This window comes from Bradyrhizobium prioriisuperbiae (assembly GCF_032397745.1).
Taxonomy (GTDB): domain Bacteria; phylum Pseudomonadota; class Alphaproteobacteria; order Rhizobiales; family Xanthobacteraceae; genus Bradyrhizobium_A; species Bradyrhizobium_A prioriisuperbiae.
The window spans coordinates 694,518-712,911 of the sequence record NZ_CP135921.1; the positions used below are offsets into that span (position 1 = coordinate 694,518).

At 62.9% G+C, this 18,394-nt stretch carries 14 protein-coding genes; 4 read left to right on the forward strand and 10 right to left on the reverse strand.

Features of this window, described 5'->3' with window-relative positions; all coding sequences use genetic code 11:
* Positions 1 to 82: 82 nt before the first annotated feature.
* The 3 genes from RS897_RS03265 to RS897_RS03275 all read right to left on the reverse strand — a co-directional run bounded on the left by RS897_RS03265 (position 83) and on the right by RS897_RS03275 (position 4,340).
* Complete coding sequence (locus tag RS897_RS03265; RefSeq protein ID WP_315835169.1) at positions 83 to 1,753, reverse strand: TadG family pilus assembly protein; 1,671 nt, start codon at positions 1,751 to 1,753, stop codon at positions 83 to 85.
* 464 nt (positions 1,754 to 2,217) lie between these two features.
* Entirely contained in the window at positions 2,218 to 3,885 is a 1,668-nt protein-coding gene (locus RS897_RS03270; RefSeq protein ID WP_315835170.1) for a pilus assembly protein TadG-related protein, read from the reverse strand.
* 11 nt (positions 3,886 to 3,896) lie between these two features.
* On the reverse strand, positions 3,897 to 4,340 hold the full coding sequence (locus tag RS897_RS03275) for a TadE/TadG family type IV pilus assembly protein (protein ID WP_315835171.1): 444 nt from the start codon (positions 4,338 to 4,340) through the stop codon (positions 3,897 to 3,899).
* 247 nt (positions 4,341 to 4,587) lie between these two features.
* On the opposite strand from RS897_RS03275, the gene aptA reads away from it, so the two are divergent.
* The 3 genes from aptA (at position 4,588) to RS897_RS03290 (ending at position 8,618) form a co-directional block, all read left to right on the forward strand.
* A complete protein-coding gene (gene aptA, locus RS897_RS03280) occupies positions 4,588 to 5,934 on the forward strand; it encodes an omega-aminotransferase AptA (RefSeq protein ID WP_315835172.1) in 1,347 nt (448 codons plus the stop codon).
* 163 nt (positions 5,935 to 6,097) lie between these two features.
* The gene (locus RS897_RS03285; RefSeq protein WP_315835173.1) at positions 6,098 to 7,606 is read left to right on the forward strand and encodes an EAL domain-containing protein; all 1,509 of its coding nucleotides are present in this window, start codon (positions 6,098 to 6,100) and stop codon (positions 7,604 to 7,606) included.
* Positions 7,607 to 7,763: 157 nt separating this feature from the next.
* Entirely contained in the window at positions 7,764 to 8,618 is an 855-nt protein-coding gene (locus RS897_RS03290; RefSeq protein ID WP_315835174.1) for a TIGR01459 family HAD-type hydrolase, read from the forward strand.
* 48 nt (positions 8,619 to 8,666) lie between these two features.
* Here the strand turns inward: RS897_RS03290 and mbfA are convergent, their stop codons facing one another.
* The 7 genes from mbfA to RS897_RS03325 form a co-directional block, all read right to left on the reverse strand.
* Positions 8,667 to 9,638, reverse strand: coding sequence for an iron exporter MbfA (gene mbfA, locus RS897_RS03295; protein WP_315835175.1), 972 nt, complete (start codon positions 9,636 to 9,638; stop codon positions 8,667 to 8,669).
* 183 nt (positions 9,639 to 9,821) lie between these two features.
* Positions 9,822 to 11,126 carry an ABC transporter ATP-binding protein gene (locus tag RS897_RS03300; RefSeq protein ID WP_315835176.1) on the reverse strand — a complete coding sequence of 435 codons (1,305 nt, stop codon included), beginning with the start codon at positions 11,124 to 11,126 and terminating at the stop codon, positions 9,822 to 9,824.
* Positions 11,127 to 11,140: 14 nt separating this feature from the next.
* Positions 11,141 to 12,874: an ABC transporter permease gene (locus RS897_RS03305; RefSeq protein WP_315835177.1), complete on the reverse strand. Its 1,734-nt coding sequence runs from the start codon at positions 12,872 to 12,874 to the stop codon at positions 11,141 to 11,143.
* A 3-nt stretch (positions 12,875 to 12,877) separates the two neighbouring features.
* Entirely contained in the window at positions 12,878 to 14,854 is a 1,977-nt protein-coding gene (locus RS897_RS03310) for a carbohydrate porin (protein WP_315835178.1), read from the reverse strand.
* A gap of 53 nt (positions 14,855 to 14,907) precedes the next feature.
* The gene (locus RS897_RS03315; RefSeq protein WP_315835179.1) at positions 14,908 to 15,354 is read right to left on the reverse strand and encodes a hypothetical protein; all 447 of its coding nucleotides are present in this window, start codon (positions 15,352 to 15,354) and stop codon (positions 14,908 to 14,910) included.
* Positions 15,355 to 15,719: 365 nt separating this feature from the next.
* A complete protein-coding gene (locus RS897_RS03320) occupies positions 15,720 to 16,355 on the reverse strand; it encodes a response regulator transcription factor (protein ID WP_315835180.1) in 636 nt (211 codons plus the stop codon).
* A 49-nt stretch (positions 16,356 to 16,404) separates the two neighbouring features.
* Entirely contained in the window at positions 16,405 to 17,409 is a 1,005-nt protein-coding gene (locus tag RS897_RS03325) for a sensor histidine kinase (protein ID WP_315835181.1), read from the reverse strand.
* A gap of 738 nt (positions 17,410 to 18,147) precedes the next feature.
* Between RS897_RS03325 and RS897_RS03330 the strand changes: the two genes are divergently transcribed.
* Positions 18,148 to 18,330 carry a hypothetical protein gene (locus RS897_RS03330; RefSeq protein WP_315835182.1) on the forward strand — a complete coding sequence of 61 codons (183 nt, stop codon included), beginning with the start codon at positions 18,148 to 18,150 and terminating at the stop codon, positions 18,328 to 18,330.
* Positions 18,331 to 18,394 lie beyond the last annotated feature (64 nt).

The window sequence follows — 18,394 nt, forward strand, 5'->3', positions numbered from 1 at the left end:
AATTCCGCTCCGGGTTACCAGCCGAAAGAGGCAGGGGCAAGCATATCGACCGCATTCGCGGACATGCCTGCCCCGGCCGGCCTCAGTTCACCAGCACCGCGCTGTCGCAGCGGATCCCGGTGGTCCAGACGTCGGCCTGGCCAAGACTGACGCCGAGCGTCTGCAGCACAGAGGCCAGCAGTTGGTCGACCGGCGCCGTCACCGCGGCCAGGATATTGCCGACCAGTTGGAGCAGCGGCCCAAGATCCAGGCCCAGCCCGAGAATCGACACTCTCAAATCCAGATTGCCGAGCAGGCTCCCCAGCAGCGACGAGACGAACGAGGTGCTGTTCACGGTCTTCCTGGTCTGCGCCTGGATGTCGGCATAGCTGAAATTGACGCTGGTCGGCGTGGTGTTGCCGATCAACGCGTGGGCGCGACCGGTCACCTTCACAAGGCCAAGGACATTCACCAGGGTTGCGGCCGGCGGATTGGGCTGGACGCTGAAGTTGGTCAGCTCGGCCGTCGAGACGCCGCCGATCCAGGCGTCGACGACGCCCGGCTTCACCCCCAGCGTCACCGATGAGGTGCCGATGTCAGGATACCCGCATTGCAGGGCGTCCAGTGTCGCGGTGGCCGATGCGACCTCGACATACAGCGGCAGATTGACGACCGACGCCGCCCCGCTGCCAAGCAACTGGACCTGCAGCAGCACGCGGGTCTGGGCCGTGTGAACGCTGGCGCCTTTGGTCCCCACCGTGATCCAGCTCGTGCCCACCGGACGCTCGCCGACCGCAGCCTGCAGCTGCACGCTCGCAATGCCCGGTATATTCAGATTGAGCCCTGCGGCAATCTGATGCGTGCCGTTGCCCAGCACCGCGATCGCCTGCAACAAATCGAGCACCGATATCGGCAGGCCGAACAGCGGCTTCTGTCCCGCCTGCAGCACCGCATAAGGGCCGGGATCGATCAGGCTCTGCGGTACGATCTTGGTCAGCAATCCGATGAGGCCCTGGCTGACCTTCGAGAGTGCGATGGTCGCGGCATCGTTGCCGTTGGTCGAACGCTGCGCATTGAGCAGCGCCGCGACAAGATCCGGAAGCTTGACCTCCCCCTGCAGCAACTGGTCATAGGTCCCTGCGGTGAGATTGACCTGGGTCGCCAGCGCCGACAGGAAGCTGAATGCATCGACCTTGGCGCTGAGCAGGGCGTTGTAATCCATCAGTGACAGCGACAGCTTGGTGCCAAGCAGCGTTCCCAGCAGTTGATTGAGCACGCCGTCGTTCAGAGAGGCGAGCCGCGAGCCGATCGCAAACGAAGCCATCGCCGTCGTCGCCGCGGTTGCGGAGGTACGGATGTCATAGCTGTCCTTCCCGGTCAGTAGTTTGCCGAAAAACAGCGGCGTCTTGGTCTGCACCGTCACCCGCACGGCGTTGGTGGTGGGTCCGGGAGCGGCCGCGGGCGTGAAGCGCTGCGGCACCGTCAGTGTGGCATCCGCAACATAGGTGCCGTACTCCACCGACACGAGCGAGTCGGCCGGGTAGTTGTTCTTCACCACCGCCGCCTTGGCCGCTTTGGCCGCGTTGGCGGGATCGCCCGCCGCAACGATCGCCGCGAGATCCGCGACGCTTTGGGTTTTTCGCCGGTCAGCGAAGATCGAACCGAGATCGACACCGAATGCAGCGAAACCGCACACCGTCAGCATCGTGAACGCGCCCATCATGGCAATGTTGCCGCGCTGATCGCGCCGAAAGCGTCTCAACAGGTCTCGCATCACGCTTGACTCCTGATATCGCCGCGTGCGGTCGCGGCTGAAATTGTTCTGAACGGCGCGAAACGCACGCCGACGGTGAACGGCTGATGATCTGGGGATTAGGTCGCCGGGAATTGGCGACATGGAACATGCGGCGGCTTATTTTTGCCGAGAGCTCCCCGGCTGCAGCCCGCGGTTTTTGAGACTGCTCGGTTCTGTCAGGGTGCTTGATCGCTGCGTGTGCCATGTGCCGATAGCAACACACAGCATTTAAGTGCAAATTAAACCAATACTAAACTCAGGGTAGCAGGATTATGCCGCTATTCCCTGCCTGAAACCCGTATCGAAGGCTTAAAAAAAGAAGGCTTTGAAAAAGAGGATTTTAAAAAGACAGCTCGAAAAACCGTCACGCCGGTTGCGATGGCAACCGCGCCGAGAAAACAGCACGGTTGTTCGCAAGAAACCACTTCAGGGAAAGGAAACGTTCAGATCACCAGCACGCCACCATCGCAGCGGATGCCGTTGACCCAGGTGGTGGCCTGACCGAGGCTGACCCCGAGAGCCTGCAACACCGACGCCAGCAGCGCATCCACCGGTGCAGTAACGGCCTGGATCAGCGAAACAAGGATCCCAGGAACCGGAATCGGAATGAACAGCACCTTGACCTGCAGATTGCCGAGCAGGCTGGTCAGCAATGACGAGAGAAACGATGAGGTGTTGGTGGTCTTCTTGACCGGTGGATTCGCGGTGATGTCGGCGTAGCTGAACGTCACCGCGGTCGGCGTGGTGTTGCCCATCGAGACATGGGCGCTCCCCGACACCAGTCCGATCAAGAGAATGCTGACGAGGTTGACGGGCGCCGGATTAGGCTTGGTCGTGAAATTCTTCATGTCGGCGGCCGACACATTGCCGATCCACGCATCGACGATCCCCGGCGTCACGCCAAGCGTGACCGAGGAGGTGGTGATGTCGGGATAACCACAGCTGATATTGTCGAGCGTCGCGGTGCCTGACGCGACTTCGACATAGATCGGCAAATTGACCACGGAAGCAGCACCGCTGCCCAGCAACTGGACCGTCAGTAGGACCCGGACCTGGGCGGTGTGCACACTTGCGCCTTTTGTGCCGACAGCCATCCAGCTGGTTCCGACCGGGCGCTCGCCGATCGTGGCCAGCAATTGCACGGTGGCGATGCCGGGGATATTGACGTTCAGCCCGGTCGCGATCTGGTTGGTGCCATTGGCGATTTGCGCAATCGCCTGCAGCATGTCGAGCACCGACACCTTCACGCCGACCAGCGGTTTCTCGCCGACCTGCAGCGTCGCATACGGCCCGAGATCAAGCAGCTGCTGCGTCGAGATTTTGGTCAGCAGCGCCAGGACGGCCTGGCTGACGCTGGACATGGCGATGGTCCCTGCATCATTTCCGTTGGCAGTTCTCTGTGCGTTCAGCAGTGACGTGATCAGATCGGAGAGCTTGACCTGCCCTGTCAGCAATTGCTCATAGGTGCCGGCGGTCACGTTGAGCTGGGTGGCCAGCGCCTTCATGAAATCGAAGGCATCGACCTTGGCGTTCAGCAGCGCATTGTAATCCGCTACCGACAGCGACAGCGTGGTGCCGAGCATGCTGCCGAGCAACTGATTGAGCAGCCCGCCGTTCAAGGACACCAGTCCCGAACCGATCGCGAACGACGCCATCCGGGTGGTGGTCGCGGTCGCGGTGGCCTGCACATCGTAGCTGTCCTGGCCGGTCAGCACCTTGCCGAAAAACAGCGAGGTTGTGGACTTGACCGTGACACGAACGGCGTTGGTGGCCGCTCCGGGCGTTGCTCCGGCGGTGACGGTGAAGCGTTGCTGCGCGCTCAGCGAGGTGTCGGCAACGTATGTCCCGTACTCCACGGACACGAGGGAATCGGCAGGATAATTATTCTTCATCACCGTCGCCTTGGCGGCAGCCGTCGCATTGGTGAGATCGCCCGCCGCGACGATCGCCGCGAGATCGGCCGTGCTCTGCACCCTGCGCCTGTCGAGGAAAACCGAGCCGATATCAACGCCGAAGGCCGCGAAACCGCACACCATCATCATGCTGGCCGCGCTCATCATCGCGATGTTGCCGCGCCGGTCACTCCAAAACCGCCGGACCAGTTGCCGCATCGTCGTGCTCCCTAGTAGCCACCGCGCGGAATCGCTGCCGAACGCACGATCGTCTTGGACGGCGCAGGAACGAACGTCGGCAGCGAATAGATGAACATGTCGGAGGCATCGTAATTGACCGTCACGACGAAGACGTTGGCATCGCTGGCCGACGCCGCGGCGTTCACCGTCAGATGACTGACGTCCAGCAACGGATAGGAATTGGCATTGGCCGTCACGTAACTCGTCGCACGCGTGGCGCGCTCGGTGGGAGTCAGTCCGGCAATCGAATTGCGCGCGGCTTCGGCTGCCAACTGCTGGACACCATGAACGGCCGCGAGATAGGCGCCGTATATGACGATGCCGAACACCAGCATCAGGAACATCGGTGCGATGATGGCAAATTCAACCGCGGAAGCCCCGCTGTCGCTGGTCCGGAATCGACGAAACCGTTGCAAAGGGGATGCGTGTGCCATGCCGCGCATCCCAACACACAACCTTTAAGTGCGAATGAATCCAACCATTACTCAGGGTAGTAGCGTGATGCCCACAGCGATCCGGCAAATCCCGTATGATGGATGGCGCCGATCTGCGCGCAATGCGCTCGGACTGCGCACGCGCCGCACTTCCGTGCTGCCTCCAACCTGATAGGGTTGCGACCGTCTCCCCCACCACAGGCGAAAGACATCGCCTCAAGAACCGTTTCAAGAACAGCAGGTCATCATGTCCCCGAACAGCAGTGCCGCCCTCGCATCCGCCGCCCCGAACGATCTCGCCGCCTACTGGATGCCGTTCACCTCGAACCGCGCGTTCAAGCGCGCGCCGCGGATGGTGGTCGGCGCCAAGGACATGCACTATTTTACCTCCGATGGCCGCAAGCTGCTCGACGCCGTGGCGGGCATGTGGTGCAGCAACGCCGGCCACAACCGCGACCCGATCACCGCTGCGATCACCAAACAGGCCGAAACGATGGACTATGCGCCGCCGTTCCAGTTCGGCCATCCCCAGGCTTTCGAGCTTGCCAGCCGGATCGCGGCGCTGGCGCCGAAGGGCCTCGAGCACGTATTCTTCTGCAACTCCGGATCGGAAGCGGCCGACACCGCGCTGAAGATCGCGCTCGCCTATCACAACGTGCGCGGCGAAGGCGCAAGGACCCGGCTGATCGGCCGCGAACGCGGCTATCATGGTGTCGGCTTCGGCGGCATCTCGGTCGGCGGCATGGTCAACAACCGCAAGATGTTCGGCAGCCTGCTCTCCGGCGTGGACCACCTGCCGACCACCTACAATCACGAGCAGCAGGCCTTTTCCAAGGGCGAGCCGGAATGGGGCGCGCATCTTGCCGACGACCTGGAGCGTCTGGTCGCCCTGCACGGCGCCAACACCATCGCCGCCGTGATCGTCGAGCCGATGGCGGGATCGACCGGCGTAATCCCGGCTCCGAAGGGCTATCTGCAGCGGCTGCGCACGATCTGCGACAAGCACGGCATCCTGTTGATCTTCGACGAGGTCATCACCGGCTTCGGCCGCCTCGGCTTCAGCTTCGCGGCGGAACGTTACGGCGTGCTGCCGGACATGATCACCTTCGCCAAGGGCGTCACCAACGGCGCGGTGCCGATGGGTGGCGTGCTGGCGCGCGATGCGGTCCATGACACGTTCATGACGGGCCCCGAACATGTGGTGGAATTGTTCCACGGCTACACCTATTCGGCGCACCCGCTGGCCTGTGCCGCCGGCCTCGCCACCCTCGAGCTCTACCGCCAGGAAGGCCTGTTCGAGCGCGCACGCAAGCTGGAGCCGGTGCTGGCGGATGCGGTGATGTCGCTGAAGGATGCGCCGAACGTGATCGACATCCGCACCGTCGGCCTCACCGCTGCCATCGAGCTTGCACCGAAGGGAAATGCCCCCGGCGTTCGCGGCGCCCAGGCGCTCGACAGTTCGTTCCACGACCACGACCTGATGCTGCGAGTCGCGGGCGACGCGCTGGTGATCACACCACCGCTGATCATCAGCGAAAGCCAGATCGGCGAGATGGTCGACAAGTTCGGCAAGGTGATCCGCGCCGTCGCCTGACGCCGTACACATTGCGACACAGAGCAGAGCCTCTCCCGGATCATTCCGGGGGAGGCTTTTTTACGGCGACAATTTCGACGTCGAATCAACAATAGTGCTAGTGTACCGGCCGAGACGTTCCCCCAAGGGGAAAAGCGTGCTGGGGGCAAGGTTTTAGTCGGTCATGATTCGCATTTCGACGATTTTCATCGCCATCTGCATGGTGCTGATCGCGGCATCACTTGGCTTGGTGCTCCATGCACTGGCCGGCTTCAGCGTCTCGGAATCCGCCATCGTGGCGCTGGCAGCCCTGACCTTGCTGATTCTCTACAATGCAGTCTCGATGCGACTGCGCGACCGCACTGACGTCAACAAGCAGATCACCGATCTGTCGCACGGCACGGCTGAACTGGCGCGCCAGGTCGGCGAGTTCGGACGCCGCCTCGCTGCTATCGAGCAGCGGACGACCGCGCTGGACGCCACGTCGCAGGAGCGGGTGCAGACTGCGCTGGGCGAAATCAACGAACTCGGCGCGCTGGTCAAGCAGCTGGCGGTGTCGACCGCGGCCCATGAGGAGCAACTGGCCGGGAAACCGCACGTCCTCGAGATCGAAGCGCCGACTGTCCAGGCTCTCCTGAGCCAAATCTCCGAATCTGAGGCGTCCTTGGCGGCCGACGGCGGCAGCAGGCAGGCCGCACCGCCGGCAGCCTCCGACCTCGAATGGGTGGAATCGCCGCTGCCGCCGCAGCCGGCCATCGTTGCGGCTCAAGCCGCCGCCCCGGTCTCCCCGGAGAAACCTCAGGGCCCGCCGCTGAACGCCCAGCAGGTGCTCGCCGCCGTGAAGAGGGCTGTCGACACCAACCAGATCGATCTCTACCTGCAGCCGCTGGTCACGCTGCCACAGCGCAAGGTGCGTTTCTATGAGGCGGTGTCGCGGATTCGCGACGACAACGATCAGTTGATTGCCGCCAGGGATTTCATCGCGGCCGCCGAGACGAGCGGCCTGATGGGCCAGATCGACCGCATGGTCCTGCTCCGCTGCATCCAGGTGCTGCGCCGGCTGATGGTGCGCAACAAGGACGTCGGCGTGTTCTGCAACATGTCCGCCGCGACGCTGGGCAATGCCGATGCCTTTGCGCAATGCCTCGACTTCCTCGAAGCCAACCGTGCGCTGGCACCCTCCTTCGTGCTGGAATTCAAGCAGGCGGCGTTGCGCACGCTCGGACCGGTGGAAAGCGAAAATCTTGCCGCGCTGGCCCAGCGCGGCTACCGTTTCTCGGTCGACCACGTCAGCGATCTGCGGATCGAACCGCGCGAACTGGCCGATCGTGGCGTCCGCTTCATCAAGGTGCCCGCCCACCTGCTGCTCGACCAGAAGCAGATGTCAGCCGCCGACATCCACCCAGCCGATCTGTCCGACCTGCTCGGACGTTTCGGCATCGACCTGGTGGCGGAGCGCATCGAGGGCGAGCGCGCGGTGGTCGATCTGCTCGACTATGACGTGCGTTTCGGCCAGGGCTTCCTGTTCGCACCGCCGCGGCCACTGCGTCCCGAAGGCGCGGCGAGCGCGAACGGCGCGGCCGATGCCGGGAAACCCGATGCAGTGAAATCCGATACGGTGAAATCCGTTCCCACTGAGGCCGCCGCCCGCACCGGCAAGGCCGCACTGGTACCCCGCTTCCGAAGTTCGTAGTGCGCCGCGGCAACCTCTCACACGAAGTTCGGACGCATATAGAGTATCAGAATTCGAGTTTTCCAGTGTCCTGACCGAGCTCGAAGTTCGTGATAAGGGTGTCACGATCCGGCCGTCCCGCCGGACCGAACTCAATATCCGAGATGACACCGATCACATGACATCGATCCGATTTATCGACCACCTGAACGAGCTCGCGCGCGACGTCGACATCATCCTCAGCGATATCTGGGGCGTGATCCACGATGGCCTGGTCGCATTCCCCGAGGCGTGCGCCGCCTTGCAGACCTTTCGCGAGGGGGGCGGCACGGTGGTGATGATCACCAATGCGCCGCGGCCGGCGGACTCGGTGCAGCGGCAATTGCGCAAGCTCGGTGTCGCCGACGCGACCTACGACGCCATCGTGTCCTCGGGCGATCTCACCCGGCAGTTCATCACCGGGCATCGCGGCGAGAGCGTGCACAAGATCGGTCCCGAGCGCGACAATTCGATCTTCCGGGAGCTCGACGTCACCTTCGCTCCGCTGGATCAGGCTGACTACATCGTCTGCACCGGGCCGTTCGACGACGAAACCGAAACCCCGGACGATTACCGCGACATGATGCAGCAGGCGCTGGCGCGAAAACTGACGTTGATCTGCGCCAATCCCGACATCGTGGTCGAGCGCGGCGACCGGCTGATCTACTGCGCCGGCGCCATCGCCGAGCTCTACCGCTCGCTCGGCGGCGAGGTGATCTTCTACGGCAAGCCGCACCGGCCGATCTACGACCGGGCGCTCGGCATCGCCCACGAGTTGCGCCGGAACACCACCGGCCGGGTGCTGGCGATCGGCGATTCCGTCCGCACCGACCTGACCGGCGCCAATGCGATGGGACTCCATTGCGTGTTCCTGACCCGCGGCATCCATGCCGACGAGTTCAAGGGACTCGATCGGCTCAATGAGAAGGCCGTGCGCAAATTCTTCGGCGACACCAAGCCGCCGCTGGCGCTGATGCATGAGTTGAAGTGGTAGATCAGATAGTCCGCCGTTGCCATCCGACGTCGACAAATCAAGAGCTATCTAGGCCGCACCTATCGCAATGCCTACGCCGAGCACGATGATGCCACCGAGCACGATCTGGAACACCGCCTGCATGAACGGCGTGTCCATGTAGCGGGCACGGATGTAGGCGATGGCCCAGAGTTCGAAGAACACGACAACAGCCGCGATCGCCGTGGCGATCCAGAACGCGTTTGACCATGAATCGGGAACGAGATACGGCATCGTGTGACCGAGCCCGCCGAGTGTCGTCATCAAGCCGCAGATCCCGCCGCGCAGCCAAGGCGAGCCGCGCCCCGTCATCGAGCCATCATCGGACAAGGCCTCGGCAAATCCCATGCTGATGCCCGCTCCGATCGAAGCCGCAAGTCCGACCAGGAACGTCTGCCAGTTCTGGTGAGTGGCGAAGGCCGCAGCGAACAGCGGCGCGAGGGTCGAGACCGATCCGTCCATCAGCCCGGCAAGACCGGGCTGCACGTACTGAAGAACGAACATCCGCTTGCGGGTCTTGTCTTCCTCCGCGCGAACATCCGGACTGAGGATTTTATCTGTCAGTCTCGCCGCAAGGCTTTCGTGGCCTTTTTCCAACTCGGCGAGGTCGCCGAGAAGCTTGCGAACTCCCACATCGGTGGCCTGCTCCGCGGCCTTCGCATAGAAACGCTCGGCCTCGAACTCCATCGTCTCGGCTTCCTTGCGGATGGCATCGAGCGAGAGATTCTTGGTCAGCCAGATCGGACGCCGGCGCAGGAAACCTTTGACATCGCCGCGGCGGATCGGAGGCAGATTGGGTCCGAAGCGCTGCTCGTACATTTCGAGCAGCAGATGACGATGGCCTTTTTCCTGTTCAGCCATCTCCTCGAATATTTTTGCGGAATCCGGATATCGCCCGGCCAGATCTTCGGCGAAGCTCATGTAGATGCGGCTGTCTTCCTCTTCCCCCGAAATCGCGACAGCCAGGACTTCCCGCTCGGTCAACTCGGAAAATGCCTTCACTTCTTGACCCTTTTTCACACTTTAGAATAATTCTAAAGTGATTTATAGAGTCGTTTTGGCGGCGGTCAAACCTTTTGTGCGGCAACGGCAATCGCCCGAACGGTCCCCGCTGGGGCTTTTGCATTCGATTTGAAATTTTGCGCCGTCCCGGCCGGACCGCGAGGGCTCTTCAATCGCGTCGAGCTAATGCGGGTTCTCCAGGCTGAATAGCTCGGACTGCTCGTCATAGGCGAACAGTTCGGCGTAGCGGCCCCAGGACACGATGGTGTGCAGGGTCTCGTCGGCATACTCCTCCGACATGTAGTCCTCGAGCTCGTTGCGGAAACGCGCGGCGGGGGCGGTGTGCGAGGGGCGTTCGTCCAGCACGCGGCGGATCAGGCCGATGACAGGCACATAGGCGACGAGATGCTCGGCGAACAGCTTCTTGCGCGCATCGGTCGCGAGATTTGCAAAGTGCCGGCCGGCCTCGGTCAACATCAGATCGCCTTCACTGAGCTGGGCGAACCGCAGCAGTTGCAGTGCTTCGCCCAGGTGAAACAGCTCGTCAGCTTCCAGTTGCAGGCTTTCCGCCAGCACCGGCAGATCGGCGTGCCCGTTGTAGGGAGGCCCCGCCAGCGTCTCGATCAGGCCCGAAATCAGGTTCGACGACACATGGTTCAGGATCATGCCGACGCCGGTGCCATGAAAACCCTCGACCGCCGGCGCGCGCGGCTCCGCGCGCTGGGTCATGCGGGCATAGATGCTGTCGACGAGTTGCCGGAACACCGGATCGAGACGGTTGCGCGGATGCGGCAACTCGACCTTGATCTCCGCCGCCACCCGTCCCGGATTGGAGGAAAACACGAGAATGCGGTCGCACATCAGCACCGCCTCCTCGATATTGTGCGTCACCATCAGCACCGACTTGATCGGAAGCCGCCCTTCGATCCACAGATCGATCAGGTCGGTGCGCAGCGTCTCCGCAGTGAGCACGTCGAGCGCGGAAAACGGCTCATCCATCAGCAGCAGGTCCGGATGCACCACCAGTGCGCGCGCAAAGCCGACGCGCTGGCGCATGCCGCCGGAGAGCTCCTTGGGAAACGCCGATTCGAAACCGTCGAGGCCGATCAGATCGATCGCGGCGAGCGCCCGCTTGCGCCGCTCGGCCCGCTCGATCCCCAATGCTTCCAGGCCGAGCTCGACATTCTGCAGCACCGTCAGCCAAGGAAACAGAGCGAACGACTGAAACACCATGGCGACGCCGTGCGGCGGCCCCTGGATGGTTTCGCCGCGACAGAGCGCGCCGCCCGATGAGGGCGAAATCAATCCGGCGATGATGCGCAGCAGTGTCGACTTGCCGGATCCGGAACGGCCGAGCAGGCCGACAATCTCGCCGGAACGGATGGTGAGATCGACATTGTCGAGCACCAGCAGATCCTCGCCGCTGCCTTTTGGAAAGGACCGGCAGACATGGCTGATGTCGATGAGTGGCTTGGCGATGTCGAGCATGGGGATCTCCTGAATTATCCAAGACGAAGGCGGCGTTCACCGAAGGCATAGAGCGGCCTCCAGAGCAGACGGTTGAACAGCGTGACGAACACGCACATGACGGTGATGCCGAGCACCACGCGCGGAAAGTCGCCGGCCTCGGTCGCCTTGGCGATATAGGCGCCGAGCCCGGTCGCGGTCAGTTTCTCGTCGCCCCAGCTCGCCACCTCGGCCACGATCGAGGCATTCCACGATCCGCCGGACGCGGTGATAGCGCCGGTCACGTAGTATGGAAAAATGCCGGGCAGGATCACCTTCAGCCACCAGCGCCATCCGCGCAGATGAAAGCTGCCCGCGGCCTCCTTCAGGTCGGTCGGAAACGCGCTGGCGCCGGCGATGACGTTGAACAGGATGTACCACTGAGTGCCCAGGATCATCAGCGGGCTCAGCCAGATGTTCGCATTCAAGCCGAAATGAACGATCAGGACGACGAAGGCCGGAAAAGCCAGGTTCGCCGGAAATGCGGCCAGAAATTGCGCCAGCGGCTGGATTTTTTCCGCCAGTTTCGGCCGCAGGCCGATCCAGACCCCGATCGGGACCCAGACCAGGCTTGCGATGGTCATCAGCACAATGACGCGGACCAGAGTGATGAAGCCGACGCCAATGGCGGTGACCACATCGCTCCAGGCGAGCGTATCAGCGAGATAGCTAACCGCCTGCCATCCCGCATAAAGCGTGCCCACAACGATCAGTGCGATCCAGATGGCATCGCCAAAACGCGACGGCGGCCCGGGCCTGACCGGCAGCCGAAGTTGTCGCGGCCAGCTAAAATTCGCCGAGGAAATCGCCCGGTTGAGGACCACGAACGGATAGGACAGCGCACGCAGCGCCCGCGTGCGGCGAAACAGATCGAGCATCCAGGACTCCGGCGCGGTGGCCGATGCCGTCTGCTCGAAACGGAATTTGTCGGCCCAGGCCACGATCGGGCGAAACAGCAGCTGATCGTAGGCAACGATCACGCACAACATGGCCAGCACCGCATAGCCGATGGCGGCGAGATCCTGCTGCTTGATCGCCAGCGCCACATAGGCGCCGATGCCCGGCAGTGTCACAGTGGTGTCGCCGACCGTGATTGCTTCGGACGCGACGACGAAGAACCAGCCGCCGGACATCGACATCATGGTGTTCCAGACCAGGCCGGGCATCGCAAACGGCACGTCCAGCCGCCAGAAGCGCTGCCAGGGCGTCAGATGGAAGCTCTGCGTGGCCTCCTCCAGATCCTTCGGCACGTTGCGCAGCGCCTGGTACATGCTGAAGGTCATGTTCCAGGCCTGGCTGGTAAAGATCGCGAACACGCACGCGAGCTCCGCACCGAGCACCCGCCCCGGAAACAGGTTCATGAAAAACACCACGGTGAAGGTGAGAAAACCGAGAATCGGCACCGACTGCAGGATGTCGAGAATCGGAATCAGCACCATCTCGGCGCGCCGGCTCTTCGCCGCCAGCGCAGCGTAGAGGAAGGTGAACACCAGCGAACAGACGATGGCGGCGAGCATGCGCAGGGTGGTCCGCAGCGCATACATCGGCAGGTTCGACGGATCGAGCGAGACCGGCGCCATGTCGAGCACCGACAGTGGCGCGTTGGTCTGCTCGGCACCGTAGGCGATCAGAACCATGGCGCCGATGATCAGCACCAGCGCGATGCCATCCCAGATGTTCGGCAGCAGGGTGCGGCCGAGCGCCGGCGGCGAGATTTTTTGCAGGGCCATCGGTCAAAACTCCGCGTGCACGCGTCCGGAGAAAATCGACACCGGCCCGCGGTCCGCATTGTAAGCGGGGTTGGCGATCAGCTGATAATCGGCGGTCAGCGTCACGCTCTTGTCGATGGCGAAGGCGTAATAGGTCTCCAGAATCTTCTCGGTCGAATAATTGAGCCGGCCGTCGCCGATCAGCAGGCCATTGCCGCCGGCGGCAAGGAAGTCGCGGTGCGCGCGCGACAGGCCGTTGACGGCGCCGCCGAAGCCGATGGTGTCGTTCGGGCGGCCCCAGTAACTCCCTTTCACCGAGATTCCGCCCGACAGGCTGCGGTCGATGTCGGTGAAGGAGAGGATTTCGTTCTGTCCGTCGTTCCAGCTGAAGCGGCCGAACAGGCCGATGTCGGTCGCGACCTGCTGTTCGCCGTTGAGATAGAAGCCGTACTTCCAGTTCTCCTTGCGGATCGCCGCCGTCACAGCGTTGATATCCAGCGCCGGATCGGCGACCACGATGCCCAGCGCATCGCGATAGTTGGCGGTGTTGCCGCGGGTGCCGAACACCCCGAGGCGCAGCTTGCCGGGCTGACCGAGGATCGCGTAACGCTCTTCCAACTCGACCACGCCGCCGCCGCTGTTCCAGGTCAAAGAATCGCTGTTGGGTTGCGACGGCACCTGGAAAACGCCGGCGCGCAGCGCCCAGTCTTTCTTGTTGAGTTCGACCACGGCGCCGCGGGTGAAGCCGGGCAAATCGGCCGGGAAGTCATAAGCCGCGGACGCCCACATCGCCCAGTTCATGAAGTCGGCGCGCGGGTCCTTGGCGTAGGAATTGCCGTCGAAATAATCGCCCACCGCAAACCGCCCAATGGTCAGTGTAACGCGATCGATGTCGCGCTTGCTGGCCAGTTGCATCGGGCCGTCGGCGACATCCTCCTGTTCGCCGCCGAGGCCGAAGGTCTGGCGGAAGATGTAGCGCTGCGGCCGGAATTTTGGATACTCCGCGCCGCCCTTCTGTGCCTCGCCATTGGAGAAGCCGGCAAGGCCCAGCGTGCTGCCGATGCCGAAGCCCTGTGCCAGCTCCGGATTGAAATAGAGCTCGCCGCCCTGCCACAGCCGCACGCCGATGAAGGCGTCCACGGTCCAGGTCTCGCGTCCCCGGCCGAGGCCCGGCAGGCTGTTGCTGCCCTGATAGGGCGCACGGAACGTCGGATAGGCCTGGGTGATCAGCGTGGTCTGGCCATGCACATTCCAGTTGGTGGACTCCGGCAGCACGAGTTTCGGCGCCACGCCGGACTGCCACGGCGGGGTGTCCCAGAGCCGGTAGTTCAGCCCGAGCTTGAGCATGTGCAGCTTGGGATCGACCCGCGCACCGAATGGCGGGGCGTCGAACGCGAAGTCGCGCGCGCCCAAATCGATGTAGTTGTATTCGAGCTTGCCGCTCCAGCCCTGGCCCAGCGCGAGTTCGAGGCCGGCGCCAGCTGCCCAGCCGACATGCAGCCGCGCATTGTGGCCGGCCACGCTGCCATCGGCATCGTTGACGTCCACGACCGTGCGCCCCCAGGCGAGGCCGCCGGTGACATACGGCAGCCACGCGCCGGTGGCGTAGCCGATCCGGCCGCGTACGGTGCCGAGATGATCGAAGGTGGTGTCGAACGGCGCCGGTGTCCGCTTGCCCTGGTCGATCGGCCCCATGAACGACATGTCGGCCTCGAGGCCCAGCACCACGCGGTTCGGCAGTTGAACGTTATAGCCGGCCTGGAAACCCCCGGTCATGCCGGTGAGGCTGTGCGGCAGGAACACGGCCTGCAGCGGCAATCCGTTGCTGTCCGGCCCGAGGTTGCCCGCGCCATAGCCGACATGGCCGCCGAGATAGAGGCCAGTCCAGTTGATGAAGGGGACGGGGGCGACGGCTTTCAACGGCAAATCCGCGGCCTTCGCCTGATGGCCCGTCATCAGCGCGATCAGGATGGCGTTTGCAAATACGATGGTCTGTTTCATGAATCACTCGGCTTGTCGTCGGTGTCAGTTGGTTGGCTGTTGTGCGGGAGAAGTCATCGCCACAATCTCCAGCTCAGGCGGCGCAATCCTGCGCTTGCCTCCATCAGCAACCTGATGCCGGCGCGACCGATCACTCCGGCAAGGACAAAACGGAGCGTCAGCTTCAGCAGCCATTCAGCCGCGGAAAGCAGGACACTTGCAGCCGTGAGCCGCATGCGCTCGCACCGGCGCCGCGTGCGCGAGGCCCGAGAGAAAGACGGCCAAGCGGCCGGAGGCGTGCGCGGCGGCGGCAAACGATCGGTGTTTCGACCGGCTTCGCTGTCGCGCGCGGCTCGCATGTGCTGAACGGGAAATTTGTGCGCTTGTACAGCAGACGCGCTCACGAACGCCGCGTTCATGAAGCGCACGAGAACGATACACTCGTCTCGCGTGGCGATCGCTTCGCAGTTTCGTACAGAGGTCGTTGAACGGGATCGAAAATCGACGGGAATGATTGTCATCGCTGGCTCCGTTGGCTGGCGAGCGGCCAGCACGGAACGAGCGAACGCCTGTCGCTACGACAAGGCAGTCCGCACAGTGCCGCGGAAATTGTGGCCGTGGGAGATCGTGAATGATTTCTGAGTCAGGCCCATGCGCCTTGCAGCATCGCGCGCTTGGCGGACGGGCAAGCGTCTACTTCCCTCGATCATGTCGCCTCCTTCGTGATGCAGTTGCGGATCAGGACATCCCGGCACCGGGATTGTCTTCAGCGAACTCTTGATGCGTCGCGGAAATTGCACATTCGGACCGCAAAGGCGATTATACCGAGGTATCGAATTCAAAAAATTTACTCTCGCGATTCAGTCGCATGAACATGTCCGGCCTTTTATCGGGGTTTGGCGGCCGCATCCGAGACGGCGAGGCTGTCGGCCATCCTGACCAGATCGACCACGGATCGGGCCTGCATCTTGCGCATCATCTGGCCACGATGGACCTTGACGGTGATTTCGCTGAGCCCGAGCGTCGCCGCGATCTGCTTGTTGGCCTGGCCCGCAGCGACAAACGCCATGATCTCCCGCTCCCGCGACGTCAGCAACGCACACCGGGCCTGCAAGTCCCCGAGTGCGCGATCCCGGTGGCGGCGCGCACGATCCTTCTCGAACCCGGCCTGGATCGCGTCGAGCAGATCCCCGTCCTGGAACGGCTTCAACAGGAACTCGATGGCGCCGGCCTTCATCGCCCGCACCGACATCGGTACATCGCCGTGGCCGCTGATGAAGACGACCGGCAGGCCGATGCCGTGCGAGACCATCTCGCGCTGGAAATCGAGGCCGTTGATGCCTGGGAGCCTGACGTCGAGCACAAGGCATCCCGGGACGTCGGGAAGCTTGCTCCGCAGCAAGGCATCGACGGACTCGAAGAATATCGCGCTCAGCCCGACCGATTGAAACAGGCTATCCAGCGCCTCGCGCACGGCCAGATCGTCATCGACGACAACAACAATGGGAATCTCGTCCGTCATTGAAGGTCCGCTCGGGCCATGGCAGCAAAGGACTGCTGCTGTCCCTCTCTCATCCTGCCCTGGTATCTACACGCCTGACCGGCAGGGTAAACCGGAAAATGGCGCCGCGCGGCTGTCGCGACGCAGCCGAGATCGCTCCGCGGTGCGCCTCGATGATGGTGCGGCTGATCGCGAGCCCCATCCCCATGCCCTGCGGCTTGGTGGTGTAGAACGCATCGAACAGGCGGTCGCGCGCTTCGACTTGAAAACCAATTCCGGTGTCTTCGATCGTAAGCGAAACTGCCGCGGCACCTTCGTCGGCCGTTCGCAGAGTCAGTATGCGCTGGCCGTCCACCACCGATCCCATGCTCTCGATCGCGTTCATGATCAGGTTGAGGACAGCCTGCTGTAGTTGCACCTTGTCTCCGCTTACCGGCGCGATGTCCGCCTGCAAAATAAGCTGCAGCGAGACCTCGTGTCGTTGAATCTCACCGCGGATCAAGGCAAGCGTGTCGACGACGAGATCGTTCAGACTCAACGGCGCATTGCCCGGCGTCGCGTGCCTGGCAAGGGCACGGACCCGTCCGACGATCTCGCCGGCACGGTTCGCATCCCTGACGATGCGCTCAAACGCCTGTTTCGCTTTGTCGAGATCCGGCGTCGCATTGGCGAGCCAGCGCAGGCCCGCGTTGCCATTCGTGACCACCGCCGCCAGTGGCTGGTTCACCTCATGGGCAATCGAGGCCGCCAGTTCCCCCAGGGTCGTAACCCTGGCGACATGGGCAAGCTGGGCGCGCGCCTCCTCGGCCGCGATCCGCGCCGCTTCCATCCTGACAACGAGATAGGTCGTCGCCGCGATCGCCAACAGGCTGATGACGCAGTTGATCAATCCTGATCGGGGCGAGCCGGACGGCGTGATCAGATAACTGACCAGTGTCAGGGCCACGCAGATACCGCCAATCAGAAGGATGCCGCGTCTCTGGCAGAAGCCGACCGATAGCAGGATGACCGCCACATAAAACACGGCGGCGGCGATTTCGAGATCGGTGATGGTGTCCAGGGCGAAGATCGCCATCGCCAGCACCGCCGCGACAAGCGGCAGCACCGGCCCGCGGCCGTTGGCCCAGATGCTCGCGCGACGTGTCTTCGGCAACACCGGTCTCCCCAGGCGATTCGAAAGGAATTCGGATGTTAGAGCATGATCGGGGCAAGGGGATGCCAGTTTCTGCGGCCGCGAACCGGCCCTCTGATTGCAACGCGTTCAGGAAGCAGCCAAGCCGCCGCTGGCGCTGATGCATGAGTTGAAGTGGTAGGCAGGCATTCCGAGGCGTCGCGAAGCGACGAACCAACGTCCCTCATCCTGAAAGGCTGACCGGATGAGGTGCCGTGCAAATGACCGCAACGTGGCCATGTTCGGTGATAGTAGCACCTTTTAACGAACACCTCATCACTCTCAGCGTCACCCGCGGGCTTGACCCGCGGGTCCAGCTTAAGCGCTCAAGCTGTGTTTTGATATCGTTGAAGAAAGCTGGATCACCGCCCGGTGATGACGCAGAAATTGGTGATACGCCTCGTCGCGCGCCAATTCGCAGCGTGCCGCAATCAGCAGTAAACAATTTTCTGTCGTATACGGCACATGCCGTATCGCTGACGCGGGCTATTGTTTGCCATGGTGCGGTGTCACCCAGATCATTCGCCGAACATCTCATCTCCCCGCCATGAGCCGTGTCAACCGATCGTCACGCGACATGACCGCAAGAGACATGTCTCTCGGAGGCATGACGCGAGGACATCCATGGGCCGGACATCTGCGATGAACTGGCTGCGCGACTGGTTCAACCGCGCAAGCGACAGGGATATCACCGCTATCGTCGCAACGTTCATTGCGACGGTAGCCTTCGTCCTCTGGATGGGGGTGATTGGGGTGTCCTATTATCGCAGCATGATGCCCTGCGGCAGTGCATGCCTAACGGATTTCTCGGCAAGCCGGCGCTAGGCCGCCGCGCGCAAAAAAGCATCAATGGCCAGGCCTTGGCCGGCGCGTGTGTTGTGCACCAAAT